Genomic DNA, 18,058 nt, shown 5'->3' with positions numbered 1-18,058 from the left:
CGACTGCAGTTCCAGCAGGACCCCACGAGGGGTTGAAGCCAGGCTGGACTCGTCGAGTTGGGAACGGAGACGACGTTCCAGCAGGACCCCACGAGGGGTTGAAGCACTGAACAGCGCGATAGAAATCGCATTTCCGGGTCGAGTTCCAGCAGGACCCCACGAGGGGTTGAAGCCATCAGGACGGCACGTCCACCGTCGTCGGGTCGGTCGTTCCAGCAGGACCCCACGAGGGGTTGAAGCCGGTGTCGTTGTCGGATAGACTCTTGGATTTGGTTGGTTCCAGCAGGACCCCACGAGGGGTTGAAGCGCGCTGAGGTCAGAACGCTCCGTGCCGAGTTGGACAAGTTCCAGCAGGACTCTACGAAGGGTTGAAGCAACATGGAGAACCACACCCTCTCACAGAACATCCAGTTTCAGCAGGACCCCACGAGGGGTTGAAGCCCCGGCGGGCTGGAGCCACGCGACTTGATCTACGAGCGTTCCAGCAGGACCTCACAAGGGGTTGAAGCTGCTCGCACTGGTGCCAGCACGTCGCAGAAGCCGTTGTTCCAGCAGGACCCCACGAGGGGTTGAAGCGGCATCTCCGTAGAAGCCGAGCCGGTCACACTCCCGAGTTCCAGCAGGACCCTGCCAGGGGTTGAAGCCAGATGCAACGGGCGGCCGGCGCCGACGCTGTGGCGGTTCCAGCAGGACCCAACGAGGAGTTGAAGCGGCAACGACTTCGAGTTCGCACTCGGCGCTGGCGTCGTTCCAGCAGGAGCCTACCAGGGGTTGAAGCGTCACGGTCCCCGGGTCGGAGCCATAGGCCGCGTCGTTCCAGCAGGACCTCACGAGGGGTTGAAGCCTCACGTCGCACGCGGGGGACGTGACCGCGGACGGCCGTTCCAGCAGGACCTCACGAGGGGTTGAAGTCGTGTCTGGCTCTCGTGTTCGTCCTGATACCGCTGGTTCCAGCAGGACCCCACGAGGGGTTGAAGCGCCAGCGCCGAAGAGGTGGACGGGTCCGCCGGGATGTTCCAGCAGGACCCCACGAGGGGTTGAAGCCACGTCCAGCCCTCGGCGATGTGTCGCTGGTTTGCGAGTTCCAGCAGGACCCCCCGAGGGGTTGAAGCATCGGCGACCTGTTCTCACAACAGTCGGTCTACCTCGTTCCAGCAGGACCCCACGAGGGGTTGAAGCGCCGCGATCTTCGCGCCACAACTCGCCGACCGGCTTGTTCCAGCAGGACCCCACGAGGGGTTGAAATGCCAGTGACGGTGTCGACGATGAACTCCCCGAGTGCGGTTCCATCTCTGTAGCAAATGGAGGATTAGGTTCATCGGCTGCCGCCGTCACTAACCAACAGTCAACCAAACCAACCCGAGTGTTGGTTAGCTGCCGAGCCGATGGATTCCGGAAACGACCTGGAAACTGCCCGTTCCCCAATTTCCTGGGGAAAGAAGGCGTGTAGAGTCGGGTTAAGTCGATCTGTGGAAACACGGAATCACCCCAGAGAATCTGAAGTCGAACCCGATTCCACTCCAGAGTGATGCGAGGCACCGAACAAATCCAGACCCGCGGCGGCACCGAAGTCAAGATCGAAGTCGTCGAACCACTCTCGGGTGGTGGCTGTCGCCTCGATCTCGCCGCCGACAACAGAGAGTGGCGTGTCGACGTGAGCGCGAGCGGGACACCAGAGCTAGTCACCGGCTGGAACAGTCGTGGTGAGGTGGACGCGGACGCAGAGCTACCGGACTGGATCGAGGATGCGCTCGCACACGTCGGAAGAAAGTGATGTCACTCCGTCTCGTCGACCGGCTCCAACTCGCTCGCGTCCAGCTCCTCATCGAGGTAGGCCAAGCCCTGGTCCGTGATCCGAAAAAGTCCGTCGTCGACGTACTCAAGAAGGCCGTACCTCGTGAGTTCCCGGCACCGCTCACCAGCGTACTTCCGCGATATATCCACCCTGTCAACTCGTCCCTCACGAGATACTGCAACAGGAGTCAGGTTGCCCTCGTCAGAAAACACTTCGAGTATCCTGTCGTCAGGCGGTTTCATCCAGTCAGCAGACTGTCGCACATCATCCTCGTGATGGACGGAACTCATAGATTCACCGGTTAGAGTGTTGTTGATGCCCTATGAACTTCAATCCAGTCCCTTCGACTGATGTCCTTCACCCATCGGGTGACAAGGTATTAGTGAGAGGGCAATCAACAGGTTGTTGACCGAGTTACCGGGCCGAAATCGCCCGGCACGTGTTCCAGCACGTGACGGACTCGGTCGCTGACGATACGCCCCTCACGGGGTCTTCCGAGAGCGACCTATGAACCAATCATACGAGCGGGGTCTTAGTCGTGACCCCTCACGACCCAGCGCACCGTCTGTCGACCACCAACGCACCGTCTGCGCCGTCTGCGGCGGGCCTCTCGTCCATGGCTCCACCACCATCGAGGGCGACACGCGCGTCGAGAACTACCGCTGTCGCGGGCTGTGTCGCGGTGGCGGCCACCGCCTCCGTCGGCACGGCACACTCCTCGCGAGCGGTGGCCCGGTATTCACCGGCGACGCGAACCGTACGCCGACGTACCCCAGCGAACTGACGGAGCGCGCCGTCGGCCGGGAGGTGGCGTAGATGAGCGACGCCACCTGTCCCAACAGGCGGTCCACCCGCAACGACCAGCAGGATCGCCCGGACCCGGCGGAGATGTCCACCGAGGCACTCCGCCGCGAGATCGAGCGCCTCGACGAGGCAGTGGACTGGTTCGGCTGTATCGCGGACACTCGCGAACAGTGGCAGCGGTACCAGGCGCTCTCCGACGAACTGTCGGATCGAGACCCGACCCGGGTCCCGGCCTGCGAGGAGTGTTGCGCGCGCCAGTGGCGCACCAGCCCCGGCGAGCCGATCCACTGCCAGTCGTGCGACACCACGCCCACCCGCGAACGCCGCGAGGAGATCCGCCGCGTCTGGACAACGATCACCCCGCGCGAGGAGGTGCCTCATGGCGATCACTGACAGCGATCGCGACGCCGTCGTCACCGCCCTCGAAGAGTGGACCGCCACCACGGGCGAGGCGTACGTTCGCGCCCGCGCCCTCGCCCGCCAGACCGACCGCTCACCCAAGACGGTCGGAACCGTCCTCGCCGCACTCGCCGGCACGGACGTGCGCGGCGTCGACCTCGAGCCACCACAGCACCTCGCGATCTCGGTGTGGAAGGAGAACTCCGAGTACGCCACCTACCGCGTCGTGGACACCCGCTCGGACGCGAGCACCGAAGAGGACGACGACGCAGACACAGCAACGGACTGTGACACGCCGACCGAGGAGACGACAGGCGAAGAGCCAGAGTCGGACGACGACTCCGCGCTCGTCACCGACGGCGGCCAAGCCGTGCCGACGTGTCCCGGCTGCGGCGGCCACGTCGCGGACGTGTGGAACGCCGAGACCGGCGCGTGTGAGTCCTGCGGCGAACCCCTCACCGACACCGCACCCGACCGCGACGATGCCATAGCGATTACGAACCCCGGAAGACATGCGGACAGTCTGCTACCCAGACAGCGCACTCGGCGGTATGCTGATTCCACCTGTACCGACCGCGGACGTTGTCCTGACTCTGAGCAGAGACACGCTCGTCAGCGACCTGTGGTAACTACAGCCGGCTCTCCCGCTTGGCCAGCAGTCCACGCTGTCGTCTCTCAGCGGTAGCGGGTGTGTTGCATCGTGACTCCGACCAGTACCAACAGACGCCGATCCGTCGTCCGATCCCGCAACAACACCCTCGGATTCATAGCCATCACGCATCATGTCACCCGACACCGACCAGCTTGTAGCGGACCGACTCGCACAGCTCGAAGCAACCGTCGAGGCACTGCGCGCCGAGAACGACCAGCTACACGACCGGATCGAGACGCTCGAGACGGAGGTCGCGGACCTCCGCGACGAGCGTGATCACCTCACCGAGCGTGTGGACACACTTCAGCGAGAGACAGCAAAGCTCCGCGGCCGCATCGACGACTGCACAGATCTCGAAGCCCGCATCACCACCCTCGAAACTCGCCCACATATCGAGTGGGACACGAAGGACTTCGATGACGCGGTTGTCACACGTCCGGACGGCCCAGACTACCCGATTGGGAGAGCATTTGCAACCCGGCCGCAGCACGACGAGATCGAGCGTGACATCGACGCGATCCTCGACCGTCTTGACGATGGCGAGGTCACCACACGCCAGCAGGACACGCGACTGAACGTCGCTCCCGAGACACCACTGGAGGAGCTGTGCGCCTGTCCCGACACCATCCAACAGCAGGCCACGGAGAAAGTCGACATCTACCGAGCTGTCACGTTCGCCGAGGAACTGTACAATCGGAGTAGCCAGACCCCCTACGACAACAAGCGCATGGTTCGAGCCTCAGACCTCTCGCGATGGCTCGCGACTCACACCGACTGCAAGACGAACGCTGCGGGTGACCGTGCTCACGGCCAGACGATCACGCGTGTAATCCAAGCACTCGACGAGTTCGGGAAAGACGGAATCGATGTTGAACGTGACGGTGGGCGCGGCGCGGAACGGCGTGTGATGATCGACGCCGAACTCGCGGACCGCTGTCAGCAGTACGGATCAGCCACGATGGAGGCGACGATCGTGAACGAATTGAACGCCGTCGACGCCGAGCATCACGAGCCGGTGAGTGGGTAGGCGGCGAATGCTCGTGATTCCACCACGCCCTGCCGGGCAGCCAGCCACAGCGTAAGTCCATTCCACACCGCACGCCGCTGCACGCAACCGTTGTGTAGCACCAGCTGGCGGGAGCCGCTCTGGCGTTTCAGTAGGTGGTGACGGAGGAAACGCGAATGAGCCAGTAGCTGCGCCATGAGTCGGTCACAGGGTCGTGATTCTTCAGCTTCCCACAGCGCATGTGAGCGGGTGGCTCTGCGACTCACAGCTAGGGAGCACAGCACCGCTCAGTGATGCCGGGGTGACTGTCCGCCTGCGATAGCATTTGTACGGACAGGAGTGGGTGAGCCGATTCGGGTTCCCGGTCGGCTTGCCCGCCTATGATTCGAGACCACACGACCAGTGAGTGTCCCGTATCGCGACCCCACCGCCGCCGGCCGTGGAGGTGGTTGCAGTGCCGCTGTTAGATCGACCGGCGATTGAGCGAGATCTCCTTGCGGTCATCGCTGATTGCCAGACACAGACCGAGAGTCCAACAGGAAGCGCGGTGATCTCACGTTTGCGCGACTACCGCGACACGTCGGTCAGCCGGTCAACAGTGTACGCTCATCTGAACCGGCTGACATCGGCTGGATATCTCAATGTCACGCAACGTGGCAATACGAAGCGCTATCAGCTGTCGCCACTCGGCACGCAGGCACTGCAGAAACATGTGCAAACACTGTCACGGCTATGCCGGTGAACACACCTGCATAGCGCTCCTGACAATCCCGATACATCCCACTGCTTATGGAGGTTGTAACCCTCTCTTAGTCATGATTGTATCAGTGTATGTAACTAAACTAGCCTCAATTCCGCGGACGAACACACCCCTCATGGCCACTGTTCTGCCGGGGGTGTGGAATTCCTACTCTCTTTTTCATCAGTCACAGTGGGCGTTTCTGGCAAGAACACTGGCCACAGGGGGGTGCGTGTGACACCTCAGCGTTGAGATTTGCGTGGCCGAGAACACTGGCCACGAGGGGGGTGTTGAAAACACTGGCCACGGGGGTGGGGCCACTCACACGGAAACCACTTCCAGTGATCTGTGAGAGGGCGACGGTGGCAGTGTCGGTGAACTCCACAAAAAGTACCCCGGCCGCATGACCGGGATGTCGACAATTCTGGACGGCGAGCCGTCAGGGCTCCCGTCCACGGCCGAGTCGACTGCGGCCCACGGTGCGCGGTAGGGGGGTCAGGGGGTCTTGTGTCGCACCGCAGCCTCTACTATGACGGGGGTCCACTTCGTTATCCGGTTCTTGTGACACCTCAACCGCGACAAGACCCCACAGCGTTCGCGGTACGGACGGCTTTCGCGGGGCACCGAGGCCGGTAAAGCGAACGTTCAGGTGGCTGCCCGGCCAAGTAATCGTGTGCTCGCGCTTGACTATTACGTCTGTCCCAACTGCGAGACGGTGTTCGCGACGCTCGACGCGGTCGAACGGTGTGACGAGTGTGGCGAGTCGACCGTCGAGCGGCTCGCACCCGAGGGGACGGCGGCCGCCTACTTCGACGCGCGAGCCCACCGAGAGGACACGGCGACCGACGCCGACGGCACCGGCGCGTGACCACGGACGTGTGGTCGCCGGGGGCTCCAGACGGCGGTAGCCTCCGATTGTCCGTCAGAAGCGTCACACACGGCTCGTCGCGTGGTCGCGCCGACGGGATCACCGCCGAGCGACCGTGTCCACGAGACTTATACCGACTCTCTCGGAAGCGCAGACGACATGGTCCCCTCCACACGACGCGGTCTCCTCTCGGTGACCGTCGGCGCGGCGGCGGCGCTGGCCGGTTGTGGCACACTCGCGGGCGACGCGGGCCGTGCCGAGACGGCGACGGAACCGGCAGACGGTGCCGACCCGGGCCCGAACAGCGTGACCGATCCGCCGACGTTGCGACTCCGCGGCGGCGAGATCCGGCCACCGGTCTGGATCCGCGACCCTGACGGCCAGCCTCGCCGGACGGCACGCCCCGGCGACGTGGACGTGGTCTCGGACGTGATCGCGTCACGCGAGACCGCCAACCGCGTCCGGACGGACGGGGTCGACGCCGACGCCGTCGCCGCCTTCCTCGCGGACACGGACTTCGAGCGCGAATCGGTCGTCCTCCAACTGATCCGACTGGAGGAGTGTTACACCGTCTCGCTGTGTTCGGTGTCGTGGGCGGACGACGGGTTCGACACTGACTACGCCCGCGCGTTGCGGCCGTACGACGAACGGTGTCGCGCCGAGGCGTTCACCTACGAGATCCGCCTGATCCGCATCCCGGCCGCGTTCGACGACCCGCCCGGTGGGTTCGGCACCTCCCTCGGGAGCGCCGACTGTCGCGTCGGGGGTGAGGGCGCGTGAGCGACGACCGCACGACGACGCGACGCGGACTCCTCGCGGCCGGCGGGCTCTGTCTCACCGCCGGCTGTGTGAACTCGCTACCGTTGGGTGCTGGCGATGCACAGCTCTCGGCACACGATCTCCCGGAGTTGGATCCCGACGAGGAGCGGCACCCGCCCGTGCGAGTGGCGGTGCCCGTCGACGTTGCTCCCGAGTACGTCGCCGCCCACCGCGACCGCGTCCGAGGGTTGCTGGCGACACTTCCGACGCCGCTCGGCCCCGACGAGATCCCCAACGGCGTCGTCCGCGAGCGACTGCTGGACGCCGCCGCGAGGGCGACTGATCACCTCAACCAGGCGCGTCGCGCCGAGACGGACCTGCTCGCTCTCTCGCGGCTCGGACGGGCGCGCGAGGAGGCGCGGTACGCGGCTGCCGGGTGGCGGTTCGTCGAGGACGAGGTCGCGGTTCCGGACCTCTACTCGGAGCTCCAGACGGTGACGACGCGGGCGACGGACGTGTTGGCGAGCCACGAGTACGTCGGGGACGACCCAGTGCGTGCGGCCGTGGTCCACGCCCAGATCGAGCGCACACTGGATGCTGCGACTCGAGACGATCCACTCGGGAACGCGGAGGACAGTGTCCTCGAGGCCGCCGAGGTCGCCGGAGCAGCCGAACGGACGACCGCACACCTCGCGGACGGGCGCCACCTCGCGGCACAGTTCGCCGCCTCGCTGCCGGACGACACGGGCTCCATCGAGGACCGACTCGTCGACGCCGGCGAGACACTCGCCGAGCGCGTGCGCTCGAAGGCAGCCGAGATTCCGCCGGAACCCAGTGAAGAGGCAGACTGGGGACCAGGCGAGCACGCGCTAGATGACCTCCGGCTCGAACTCAACCCTGACGGACGGCCGACGGACGACTGGCGGCGGCCTGGCGAACGGATCGCCGAGGCACACCGCTGGCTGGTCACGTTCCGTGCGATCCGGTGGATTAATCAACGCCGGACGGCCGGGGAACTCGACACCGTCACGAGTGCTGCGGACGTACGGGCGGTCAGACGGGCCGCGTACGACGCCGTCGAGACTGCGGCCGCCGAGACGCCTGCACTGTCGCTGTCGCGTAACCCGCTGCGTGACGCGGGGTATCACCTCCTGGCCGGCGATCGAGCGGTCGCCCGTGCACCGGGAAGTGGACGAATCGACGCCGACCGACTCAACGACGCCGTCACGGAGTACGTCATCGCGACGCCACTCGCCAGGTCGATCCCTGGCACCTGTCGCGAGGTGATCCGAGCGCTCCGTGAGTGAGAGCGTGGTTGCCGCGTGATCGGCACGTGTGTGACACCACCTGGAAGGACCCGTTCGTGGTCTCTCACGACCTGAAACACGGTTTCCGAAGAGAGACGACGTGGTACCTCTTACGCCATCCGTCCGTGAACGATGGGACGTGACCGACGATCAGCCAGCCATCGAGACGCGCGGACTGACGAAACGGTACGGTGACGTGACCGCCGTCGATAACCTCGACCTGACCGTTGAGTCGGGGGAGGTGTTCGGCTTCCTCGGCCCGAACGGCGCCGGGAAGTCGACCGTCCTCAACACCTTGCTCGACTTCGTGTCGCCGACGAGCGGTGAGGCGTCGATCATGGGACTCGACGTCGCCGCCGACAGAGAGACGATCCACCGGCGTATCGGTGTCGTCCCGGAAGATTACGGACTCTATGACCGCCTGAGTGGCCGCCGCCACGTCGAACTCGCGATCGAACTGAAGGACGCGACCGACGATCCGGACACGTTGTTGGACCGTGTTGGACTCGACCCCGACGACGCCCAACGCCCCGCGGGCGAGTACTCGACTGGGATGGGCCAACGGCTCGCGTTGGCGATGGCGCTCGTCGGCTCACCCGACCTGTTGTTGCTGGACGAACCGACGAGTGGACTCGACCCGAACGGTGCGCGCGAACTCCGCGAGATCATCCTGGCGGAGAACGAGCGTGGCGCGACGGTGTTCTTCTCGAGTCACGTCCTCGAACAGGTTGAGGCGGTCGCGGACAGGGTCGGCATCCTCAACGACGGCTCGATGATCACGGTCGACACCATCGAGGGACTCCGGTCGGAGATGGGGAGCGGTGCGACCGTCTCGCTCGATGTCGCGGACGACCCGACCGGCGACTTGCCTGACGCTGATTCGCTCTCGCACGTCGACGACGTGTCGTTCACCGACGGGACGCTCACGGCTACGTGCCGCCGGCCGGCTGCGAAGCTGACACTCCTCGACGAGGTGCGCGCAGTGACGACGGTCTCGGACGTACGGATCGACGAGTCGTCGCTTGAAGACCTATTCGCCGACTACACGGAGGGAAGCGACGAGCCGACGCAAACCCAGCACGCGTCGTCGGCTGCCGCTCGCGACGGTGCGACTCCGACTTCGGAGGTGGAAGGATGAGTACCCAGGTCGTTGCCCGGAAGGACCTCGCTGACGCCGGTCGGTCGCGGACACTGTGGGCCGTCACGGCCGTCGTCGTCCTGTTAACCGGCGGAATCGCCGCCCTGATCGCCACCACGCAACGAGAGGAGCCAGCAAGACAGATCCTCAGCTTCACCTTCCAGTTATCCGTAGGGACCCTCCCGATCGTCGGACTCGTTCTCGGGAAGGGTGCGATCACCGCAGAGCGCGAGTCTGGGTCGCTTCGGATGCTGTTGAGTCTGCCGCCGTCGCGCGGGAGCGTGCTCGCTGGGAAGTTCCTCGGCCGCTCGGTACTGATGCTCGCCGCAACGGCGGTCGGTGTGGGTGTCACCGTCGCCGCACTGGTAGGCTTCGGTATCGGCGGCGAACTCTCGCTGTTCGTGTCGTTCGCCACTGCGCTCGCTACGATGGGCGTGGCGTTCGTCGCCGTCGGTGTGGCGATTTCCGCCTCGGTTGAGACCGAGACACGCGCGACGGCACTTGCTGTCACCGTCTTTATGATCGCTGTTGTCCTGTGGAACGTCGTCATGCAGGCGATCCGGTTCATCGCGGTCGAACTCGGGCTATTGTCCGAAACGGCCGAGACCGCTCCACTGTGGCTCCGGGTTCTACAGACACTCCCACCGAACGAAGCCGCGAACGGCGTTTTCAATGCACTCTCTCAAGGAACCGCACTCGCTCCCGACCCGTTCGCGTCCGCGTGGTTCCCTGCACTGTTGCTGTTGGCCTGGATCGTACTCCCACTCGCCGTCGGCTATCTCCGGTTCCGAGACGCCGACCTCGGCTGACGTGTCGTCGGGCACTACCACCGATTCCGGTCGAGCAGTAATCCGAACTCATACAACACTATCCGATCTGAGGTCACTCGAAGAGACGACTACGCCGCCACACACCGTCACCACATCCAATGTCTACTGAGACGGTGTCCCCCGGCCACTCACGGGATCAAAGCGTCGCATTCGGTACTTTGGGGCCTTCAAAACGGGTGTGGACGTTCACATAGATCACGTCTGCTGCATCGCGTGAGACGACAGCGCCGGCAGACTGTCGTTGCCGGGTTCTCATGTGGATTAGTGGAAGTCAAATAATACCGCAAGAGAGGCAGGTCGAACGTTTGCGCCCCCTATCCGTGTGACTCGTCACTCCGTCCGACCGCCGTCACCCACCGCCGTCCCGCCGGTCGGTGCCGGTGTCTCGTCGGGGCCAACCCGGTCGTCGCCAGTCACCTCGAACGTCGCGAGCAGTTCGCGGAGCCGCTCGGCCTGTTCCGCCAGTGAGTCGGCTCGGTCCCGGACACGGTCCGTCGCCGACGCCTGTTGATCGGCTGCACTCGCCGCCGTCTCCGCCTTCGCCTCGTTGTCGCGACTGACGGTCGCCGCCTCTTCGACCATCGCGACCGCCTCCTCTGTGCTGGCGGCTTGGTCGTCCGTCGCGCCACTGATTTCGCGGACGCCGTCGTCCGTCTCCGCCGTGTTCTCGGCGACTTCCTCGAACACGTCGCCCGCCTCGGTGACTGCCTCCGAACTCGCCTCCACTGCCTCGCGCGCCGTCTCCACTTCCTCGACGGCGGCCGCCGTCTTCGTTCGGGTCTCCGCGATCAACTCCTCGATGTCGCCGGCGGCCTCGGCGGTCTCTTCGGCGAGACTCTTCACCTCGCTGGCGACGACCGCGAAGCCGTCGCCGGCCCCGCTCCCGTCGCCACCCGCTCGTGCGGCTTCGATGTTGGCGTTCAACGCGAGCATGTTCGTCTGCTCGGCGATGTCGGAGATCAGCCCCGTGATCTCGCCGATCTCGGCGACCTGCGACTCCAGCGACTCGACGCGAGCCGCCGTCTCGTCGATCGCCGTCCGCGCCTCGGTGGTGCGCTCGACGGCCGTCTCGGCCAACGCCTCGCCGTCGTCGGCTAACCGTGCCGTCTCCTCGGCGGTCGCTGCGACCGTCTCTGCGGAGGAGGCGACCTCCTCGATCGTCGCCGAGAGGTTGTTCATCTCGTCGGACACCTCTTCTAGCGAGGCCCGCTGACCCGCCGTCCCCTCGGCGATGTCGTCGACAGATGCCCGCACCCGGTCGCCCGCCTCGCTCGCCTCCGACAACTCGGCAGTCGTCTCTCCCGTCGCCGTCTCGACGGCCGCCGCGAACGTCTGGATCTCTTCGAGCGTCCCCTCGAACTCCGCCATCATCTCGTCGAAGGCATCCGCGATTCGGTCCATCGCCTCGCTCTCGCCGTGACGTTCGAGTCGGACGGTCAGGTCACCGTCTGCCGCGCGACCCATCGCCGCGCTGTACTCGTCGGCGACGGTCTCCAAGTGCTCGTTCAACTCGGCCACCTCCGCCCGCTTGGCGTCGGCCTCGGCGCGGGCGGCCTCGACCTCCTCGATCTTGTCGTCGCGTTCCGCCACCTCGGCGAGTCGCTGCTCCGCCTCCTCGCGAGACCGTTCCAACGAGCGCCAGTTCGTCATCAGTGCCGCGATCAACATCAGGATGAACGCGGCGTGGATGACGGCCCACGACCACGGGTACTGGATCGCCGCCTGGTGGTTGTACACGCGACTCGCGTCGATGGTCGCGAACACCCCATGCCCGACGGCGACGTACACCAACCCGACCAGGAACGGCACCCAGTCCTCGTAGATAGCGACGACGGCCATCACCACGAAGAAGTGGAAGTGCGCCTCGATGTACCCGCCAGAGAACTGGACGAGCAGCGTCGAGGAGGTCATCATTCCCACGGCTGCCAGCGTCGTCCGCGCGCGCCGTGACGGACGCGACCACGCCGACAACGCGCCGATGGCGACGAGCACCCCCAACTCGCCGAGCACCAGCCACGCCGGTGTCGCCGGTATCTGCGCCCCGGTCAGAACCGACTCCGTCCCCGAGTACAGTCCCAGTGCCAACAGGAACGGGACGTGTGCGAACAACGACAGGAGGATCGTCCGGTGGCGCGACTGCCACATGTCCTCCGGGATCGTCGTCCCGTCCGGCGTGTACCGCACGAACTCCTCGATCCACTCCTCCACCCGTCCACGGTCCGTCGACTGGTTCGCCCCCATGTGCTGTGCCTCTTCTTGACGACTATCGTCCTACGTGTAAATAATAACGCTCCGTCTATCTCCACCGATAATTCAAGCGTGGTACACAGTCCTTCACGAGGCGGTCGGTTCGGCTGCCTAGACGGTCGTATCAGTGTGGGTGTGTTCTACGACCCCGAACGACGGCTCCCCCGGCAGCGACGGTTGATCCGGCGAGCACGGCGGCCACCGCAGCCAGCGATCCCGGGAGGGGTCCAGTGGCGACCCAGCCGACGACGGCCGTGACGAGTACCGCCGGGAGGTATCGTCTCACGGCTCGTCCGAGCGAGTCGACTGGGTCCGTGGTCAAGGAACCCACACCGGACCTGTCCTCACCGGCGACTCCGGCACTACGGTCCGGAGCCCCGTTCGAACCGTCACTGTCCGGTCGCTCGCCGGAATCGGCGCGACCGCCGTCGCCGGTCTCACTCTTGAACTCGACACTCGTCGGGTCCGGGAGCGACTCCGCGAGGACACGGAGGCGACGCCGCCGTCGCTCCGCGAGTTCCCGTCGTGTGTCGCCGGCGAGTCGCACCGCGTCGGCCGCTACGTCTGGACGGAGCGCCACGTCTGGACTCGCGGTGTGACTCGTCGCTCCGTCCGTCTCCGTGTCGGTCCCTGACGACTCCGCGTCCGTCCGGCGCGTGTCCGACGGCGAGCCGGTCACCGAGAGCGTCGTGTCGTCAGGCCACCGACGGCAAACGAGCGGGAGGAGCCGTGCCGCCGCGCGCTCGCCGGGAGTCACCACCGTCGCCCGCGAGCAGGCGGTCAGCTCCGCCAGTGTCACCGCGTCGGCACCATCCGGAGCGACGGCACCGAGCGCTTCCTCGAGTGCCGTCGCTGCCGCGGCGTCCTCGTCGTCGACCTCGTCCCTCTCTGCCGTGTCACCGCTCGCGACCGTCGAGTCACGGACGACACCGAGCGCGTCGAACACCGGCTGCTCGGCGTCCGCGACGACCGGCCACCCGCGAGCGGCCAGTGTCTGATCAACGGCCGCTCGTGTCCGGCCGAGTACGACCGGGAGCGGTCCCGGTTCGACGGTCACCCGCGCTAGGACCTGTTCCGGCGCGACACGGTTCACGTTGCAGTAGACCGTCACGACGCCACGCTCCGGGTCGGCGAACAGTCGCACGTCGTCGCGGTAGTCGCGCCGTACGTCGGCCGGTCCGTAGTCATCTCCGTCGGGCCTCTCGTCGGCTGGCCCCTCGTCGTCGGCACTCTCTCCCCTCTCTGGAGTGGCCTGTTCTGCAGTGTCGAGCAGGAGGTCGCCCTCGTTGGCGTTGAACAGTCTGACGCGAGTGGCCGGCGTGTCTGGGTGCCCGGAGTCGTCGTCTCTCTCGTCGTCGACGGGTCCCTCTCCGGGGTCGAGTGAGCCGTCGTCTGCTGGCTCGTCGTCGACTGATTCGGGATCGAGTGAGTCGTCGCCTGCTGGTTCGTCGTCTGGGGTGTCGCCTGCTGGCTCATCGTCTGCTGGCTCGTCTACCGTCTCGTCGCCTGTCGTCTCATCGTCCGTCGGTTCGCCGTCTGCCGTCTCGCCGGCTCCACGCTCAGGGTCTCGCGTGTCGCCACTCACTGTCGGTCACCCCTCCTCACGGTCCGTCACCCCGCAGCAGATCGGTGAGTCGCCACCGCCCGGTGCGATCCAACAGCGACTCGGCACCGTGCAGTGGGAGTCGGTCGCTCTCCGTGTCCAGATCGACCGACAACTCTTTTCGCCGTCCGGGTGGCTCGTCGTCGGTGACGGGGAGGTACACAGGCACCGTGTCGTCGTGCAACACGGCCGGCATCGCGTCACCGACACAGTCGCGAGCGATCACACGCCCGAACGCCCGCCAGTCTCGGTCCGGGTTGACCCCGCTTTCGATCGCGGCGTACTCGCGGACGTAGTCGGCTTTCGTCGCGACGGCGAACAGGTCCGTCGTATCGGCGGCCGTCTCGACGACGGACGCCAGCGTCTCCGTGTACGACTCCCGGACACGAGGGTTCTCCAACTCGCCGTCGACGACTCTGGCGTACGGCGGCACCGTCCCCGACTCTACTGCCGGCTGCGCGAAGTCGTCCATCGGATACACCAGTCCGACCACGTCGGCGTGGTACACCGCGTCCGCGACCAACTCCGCGACGCGCTCGCTCCCACTCGTCTCCGCCAACCCCGAGACTGTCCCCGGATCTCTCCCCACCGGCTCGTCGCCACCTCGGAGTGGAGCGGCGTCCGTCTCCTCCGTGTCGGGCTGCGGTTCGTCGTCGGTGGTCTCGGCCGACTCACCAGTCGCCCACTCCGCGAACTCGCCCGCACCGCCGTCCGCCACGGCCGCCCGGTGGTAGAGGTACCGCGCCACCTCGAACACCGTCGTCGCGTCGTCGGTGAGGGTCTCGTCGGCAGATCGGCGCGGCTCGAAGTCCGCGAGGTGGTCACCCGCGTAGTCGAGCGTCCTGATCGTCACCTTCCGCGGGAACAGTCGCCCGTGTCTGTACGACAACGAGAGCGGGTAGAGCCGGTCGCGTCTGGTGCTCGGGAACGTCCCGTCGCTCTCCAACCCGTCCCGCAGCTTCGCGAGCGGTTCGTTCACGTCGGCCGTCCCACCTGCGTACGCCGGCGCGGACGCCGCCAACCCGGCGAGCGTGCTCGTCTTCCCGGCGCCCGTCGGGCCGAGCAACACCACCTCCGTGTCGGCGGTGTTCGAGCGGAACGTCCAGATCGACGCGAGGAACCCGACGACGACCCCGGCGTCGTACAAGAACCCACGCCAGACCACACCCCGGAGTTCGAACGCTTGCATCGTGATTCCGTCCGGTCGCGCGACGAGTGGACTGTCGTAGATCACCGCCGACTCGACTAAGGCGACCACCGCGACCAGCCCGACGACGGCGAACACCCGGTACAGCGCACGCGGGAACTCGCGGAGGCTCGTCTCCGGCCCGTCACGGAACACGTCGTGAGTGACGCCGAGCGAGCCACCGCGTCGCAGTCCGCCGACGGTCGCACCGAGCAGGACCCCGACGACGAGCGGCCCGACCTGCCGCGTCCAGTCCACGAGGAGCACGTCGACACCGTTCAACACCACGAGTCCGACACCAGAGAGGATCAACAGGAGGACGCCGTGGACGCGCTTGTACTCGTCGAGCGCGGTCAACAGGAACAGTCCGAGGAGGAACCCGCCGGCGACGGCCCGCGTCACCCCGGGGTCGAGCCCCAAGACCGCTCCCGGCGCGTACAAGAGGTGGTACGGGAGCCCCTTCGGTCGCTTCGTCACCGCCTCGCCGACCAGTCGGACGACCTCCAGCCCCGTGACGAGCAACACCGGCGGCAACGTACACAGCAGGAACAACTCCCGCCGGTGGAGTGGCGTGACCGACGCCAGTCGTCCGAGGAGTGACACGAGACCCTCTCCCCCGAGCGCCAGCAAAAGTCTGACGACGGGTCGTCGGTGGCTGTCGGTCTCGACCAACTGGTCGCAACGCTCTTTACCGATTCGCTGTAAACTGTAGTCGAGACCACCGTGTCACGCACCTCGACCCGCACCGACGGCGACGTCGTCCGAGACTTCCTCTCGGTCGCCGACCTCCTCGAGGAGCCACGACTCGCTCGATTGTACGCCTACCTCGATCGGGAGGGCGAGGCGACCGTCCGCGACATCGTGGAGAACCTCGACCTCGCTCAGGGGACGGCGTACAGCTATGTCGACCGCCTCGTCGACGCCGGTGTCGTCGCGGTGACCGACGACGAGCAGCCCCGGCGGTACACCACCCGCGAGATCGACCTGACCGTGACGACGGGGGCCGGTGACACCGAGTACACGATCACACCGGCACTCGTCGACGCCGTCGGTCGCCGAGAGACGGACGCGGACATCGACACCTACGTCGATCGCCACGGAGTCACCGGCCTCGCGACGGCACTCACGTACGCGGTCGACCGCGAGCGTGGCGAGGTGACTCACCGGACGATGGCTGCCGATCTCGACGTCTCGCCGCTGGCTGCGGAGCTGATTCTCCAGGCGCTCCGTCCACTGGTCCACGAACACTACGACGTCGGAGCGGCCGAAGCGGCAGGAACAGGACTCGACGAGGTAGACTTCGAGGACGTCGACGACACGTGAGCCACCTCCACGTCGCCGACACCCGATAACTCTCGGTTCGCTTGTCGTCTCGACTCCACTACTCGACACTCGACGCGTACCCGAGCACGCCGACGACGGCGACGAGGAGCCCACCGAGCGCCGTCGGTGCCGCGGCGAGGCCGCCGAAGTACACCGCCAGCGTCCCACCGCCGACCCCCGCCACGACGCCGGCACCACACACCGCCGGGAGGACTCGCTCTCGCCACGCCGCTGTCTCACCCGCGGCGTCGCGCTCGGTGGTCGTCTCGCGAGCGACGACGACGGACCGTTCGGCCGACGCGAGTGCGTCGTCCGTCCGGTCGTCGACGCGCGGTGACTTCGCGGAGAGCGTCCAGTATCCGGGGTCGAGCGCCAGCGACACTCGCCCCGTCGCGTCTGCCGTCGCGGTCACCGTCGTCCCGTCGGCTCCGTTCTCGGCAGTGACCCGCGCCCGCGGCAGCGATGATCCTGTCTCCGCGCCCTCGACGCGGACTTCGACCGGTTGCCCGGCCGGTACGCGCGGGTCGACACCGGCCGGCGTCTCGGCGTCGACGTGCAACCGCGGTCGCTCGACTCGCACGGCGTCGAACGCGACCGTCGTCTCGTCGTCGGACCCGCTCGCGGTCTCGGTGGAACGATCCGACTGGTCCGGGTCCGTCACGGGCGGATCTCCCTCGCGCCGGACGGTGACCGTGTACCGCCCCGGATCACTCGGCCGTACAGTCGTCTCTCCGTCCGCATCGAACGACACTCCCGAGGTGACACACTCCGACTCCTCCGCGGCGTTCGCTCCACGCTCCCGCTCCGACTCTCGTGCAGCCAGACTCCGTCGGCACACATCCACTCGGAGTCGGTCGACCCACGACGCCGGCGGCTCGTCCCCGTCCTCGTCTGCCGTGGTGACGGAGACCGTCACCGGCTCGGCGACGGCGACGGTGTCCGCGTTGGTCCGGAGCTGCGGCGACCCCCGGTACGGGTCGATCCCCGTCGACTCCCCGTCGTCACCCGTCGACTCCCTGTCTGGGGTCGCTCGCGTCCCCGCCGGTGACTCCGCGCTGCTGCCACTGCCTATCTTCGCGACCAATGTGTCGAAGTCGGCGTCGGACAGGAGTGCCTCCTCGGCGGCCCGGACGCGGTAGAACTGCTCGCGGGCGGCGCGCTTCTGCTCGTCGGGGTACCGGTCGGGGTTGAACTGCTGTTTCGCCACGCCGGCGGCGAGTTTGATCTCGTCGGGTGTCGCGTCTCCGCCGACTCCCAACACCTCGCGTGGATCGTCGGCAGACGGAGTCGGGTCGCCCATCACTCGTCGTTCGTGGGTCGGTACCCCCGCGCTTAGCGGTTTCGGCGACGAGGTCGCGTCGACACCCCTGCGCCGGTGTCGTCACTTTACCGTGTGAGCCGA

The 18,058-nt window shown here is 66.4% G+C and carries 15 protein-coding genes; 10 read left to right on the top strand and 5 right to left on the bottom strand.

The annotated features are described in order from the left end of the window. Nucleotides 1–1,528 precede the first annotated feature (1,528 nt). Nucleotides 1,529–1,774: a hypothetical protein gene (locus RYH80_RS15290; RefSeq protein WP_370904886.1), complete on the top strand. Its 246-nt coding sequence runs from the start codon at nucleotides 1,529–1,531 to the stop codon at nucleotides 1,772–1,774. Between the two features lie 2 nt (nucleotides 1,775–1,776). Here RYH80_RS15290 and RYH80_RS15285 read toward each other — a convergent pair whose 3' ends face one another. Continuing rightward, complete coding sequence (locus RYH80_RS15285) at nucleotides 1,777–2,085, bottom strand: hypothetical protein (RefSeq protein WP_370904885.1); 309 nt, start codon at nucleotides 2,083–2,085, stop codon at nucleotides 1,777–1,779. A gap of 526 nt (nucleotides 2,086–2,611) precedes the next feature. On the opposite strand from RYH80_RS15285, the gene RYH80_RS15280 reads away from it, so the two are divergent. From RYH80_RS15280 to RYH80_RS15245, 8 genes are all read left to right on the top strand, one after another. Further along, nucleotides 2,612–2,992: a hypothetical protein gene (locus tag RYH80_RS15280; protein WP_370904884.1), complete on the top strand. Its 381-nt coding sequence runs from the start codon at nucleotides 2,612–2,614 to the stop codon at nucleotides 2,990–2,992. After that, complete coding sequence (locus RYH80_RS15275; RefSeq protein ID WP_370904883.1) at nucleotides 2,979–3,683, top strand: hypothetical protein; 705 nt, start codon at nucleotides 2,979–2,981, stop codon at nucleotides 3,681–3,683. Before RYH80_RS15280 ends, RYH80_RS15275 begins: the two co-directional genes overlap by 14 nt. Before the next feature lie 97 nt (nucleotides 3,684–3,780). Continuing rightward, on the top strand, nucleotides 3,781–4,677 hold the full coding sequence (locus tag RYH80_RS15270; protein WP_370904882.1) for an FtsB family cell division protein: 897 nt from the start codon (nucleotides 3,781–3,783) through the stop codon (nucleotides 4,675–4,677). A 1,391-nt stretch (nucleotides 4,678–6,068) separates the two neighbouring features. After that, a complete protein-coding gene (locus RYH80_RS15265) occupies nucleotides 6,069–6,263 on the top strand; it encodes a hypothetical protein (protein WP_370904881.1) in 195 nt (64 codons plus the stop codon). Nucleotides 6,264–6,422: 159 nt separating this feature from the next. Continuing rightward, the gene (locus RYH80_RS15260) at nucleotides 6,423–7,043 is read left to right on the top strand and encodes a hypothetical protein (RefSeq protein WP_370904880.1); all 621 of its coding nucleotides are present in this window, start codon (nucleotides 6,423–6,425) and stop codon (nucleotides 7,041–7,043) included. Continuing rightward, a complete protein-coding gene (locus RYH80_RS15255) occupies nucleotides 7,040–8,329 on the top strand; it encodes a hypothetical protein (RefSeq protein WP_370904879.1) in 1,290 nt (429 codons plus the stop codon). Before RYH80_RS15260 ends, RYH80_RS15255 begins: the two co-directional genes overlap by 4 nt. Nucleotides 8,330–8,468: 139 nt before the next feature. Further along, nucleotides 8,469–9,467, top strand: coding sequence for an ABC transporter ATP-binding protein (locus tag RYH80_RS15250; RefSeq protein ID WP_370904878.1), 999 nt, complete (start codon nucleotides 8,469–8,471; stop codon nucleotides 9,465–9,467). Continuing rightward, entirely contained in the window at nucleotides 9,464–10,276 is an 813-nt protein-coding gene (locus RYH80_RS15245; protein ID WP_370904877.1) for an ABC transporter permease subunit, read from the top strand. The genes RYH80_RS15250 and RYH80_RS15245 overlap by 4 nt, the downstream gene beginning before the upstream one ends. A 351-nt stretch (nucleotides 10,277–10,627) precedes the next feature. Here the strand turns inward: RYH80_RS15245 and RYH80_RS15240 are convergent, their stop codons facing one another. The 3 genes from RYH80_RS15240 to RYH80_RS15230 form a co-directional block, all read right to left on the bottom strand. After that, entirely contained in the window at nucleotides 10,628–12,538 is a 1,911-nt protein-coding gene (locus tag RYH80_RS15240) for a methyl-accepting chemotaxis protein (protein ID WP_370904876.1), read from the bottom strand. Nucleotides 12,539–12,668: 130 nt separating this feature from the next. Beyond that, nucleotides 12,669–14,129, bottom strand: a complete 1,461-nt coding sequence (locus RYH80_RS15235) for an ICP22 family protein (protein ID WP_370904875.1) — start codon at nucleotides 14,127–14,129, stop codon at nucleotides 12,669–12,671. A gap of 16 nt (nucleotides 14,130–14,145) precedes the next feature. Then, complete coding sequence (locus RYH80_RS15230) at nucleotides 14,146–15,936, bottom strand: hypothetical protein (RefSeq protein ID WP_370904874.1); 1,791 nt, start codon at nucleotides 15,934–15,936, stop codon at nucleotides 14,146–14,148. A gap of 120 nt (nucleotides 15,937–16,056) precedes the next feature. On the opposite strand from RYH80_RS15230, the gene RYH80_RS15225 reads away from it, so the two are divergent. Then, nucleotides 16,057–16,656: a DUF7437 domain-containing protein gene (locus RYH80_RS15225; protein WP_370904873.1), complete on the top strand. Its 600-nt coding sequence runs from the start codon at nucleotides 16,057–16,059 to the stop codon at nucleotides 16,654–16,656. 58 nt (nucleotides 16,657–16,714) lie between these two features. Here the strand turns inward: RYH80_RS15225 and RYH80_RS15220 are convergent, their stop codons facing one another. Continuing rightward, nucleotides 16,715–17,956 carry a carboxypeptidase regulatory-like domain-containing protein gene (locus RYH80_RS15220; protein WP_370904872.1) on the bottom strand — a complete coding sequence of 414 codons (1,242 nt, stop codon included), beginning with the start codon at nucleotides 17,954–17,956 and terminating at the stop codon, nucleotides 16,715–16,717. Nucleotides 17,957–18,058: the final 102 nt, after the last annotated feature.

The organism is Halobaculum sp. MBLA0147 (assembly GCF_041361345.1).
In the GTDB taxonomy this organism is placed as follows: domain Archaea; phylum Halobacteriota; class Halobacteria; order Halobacteriales; family Haloferacaceae; genus JAHENP01.
The sequence above is the reverse complement of the archived record's forward strand: the minus strand, read 5'-3'. Positions and strand labels throughout refer to the sequence as shown.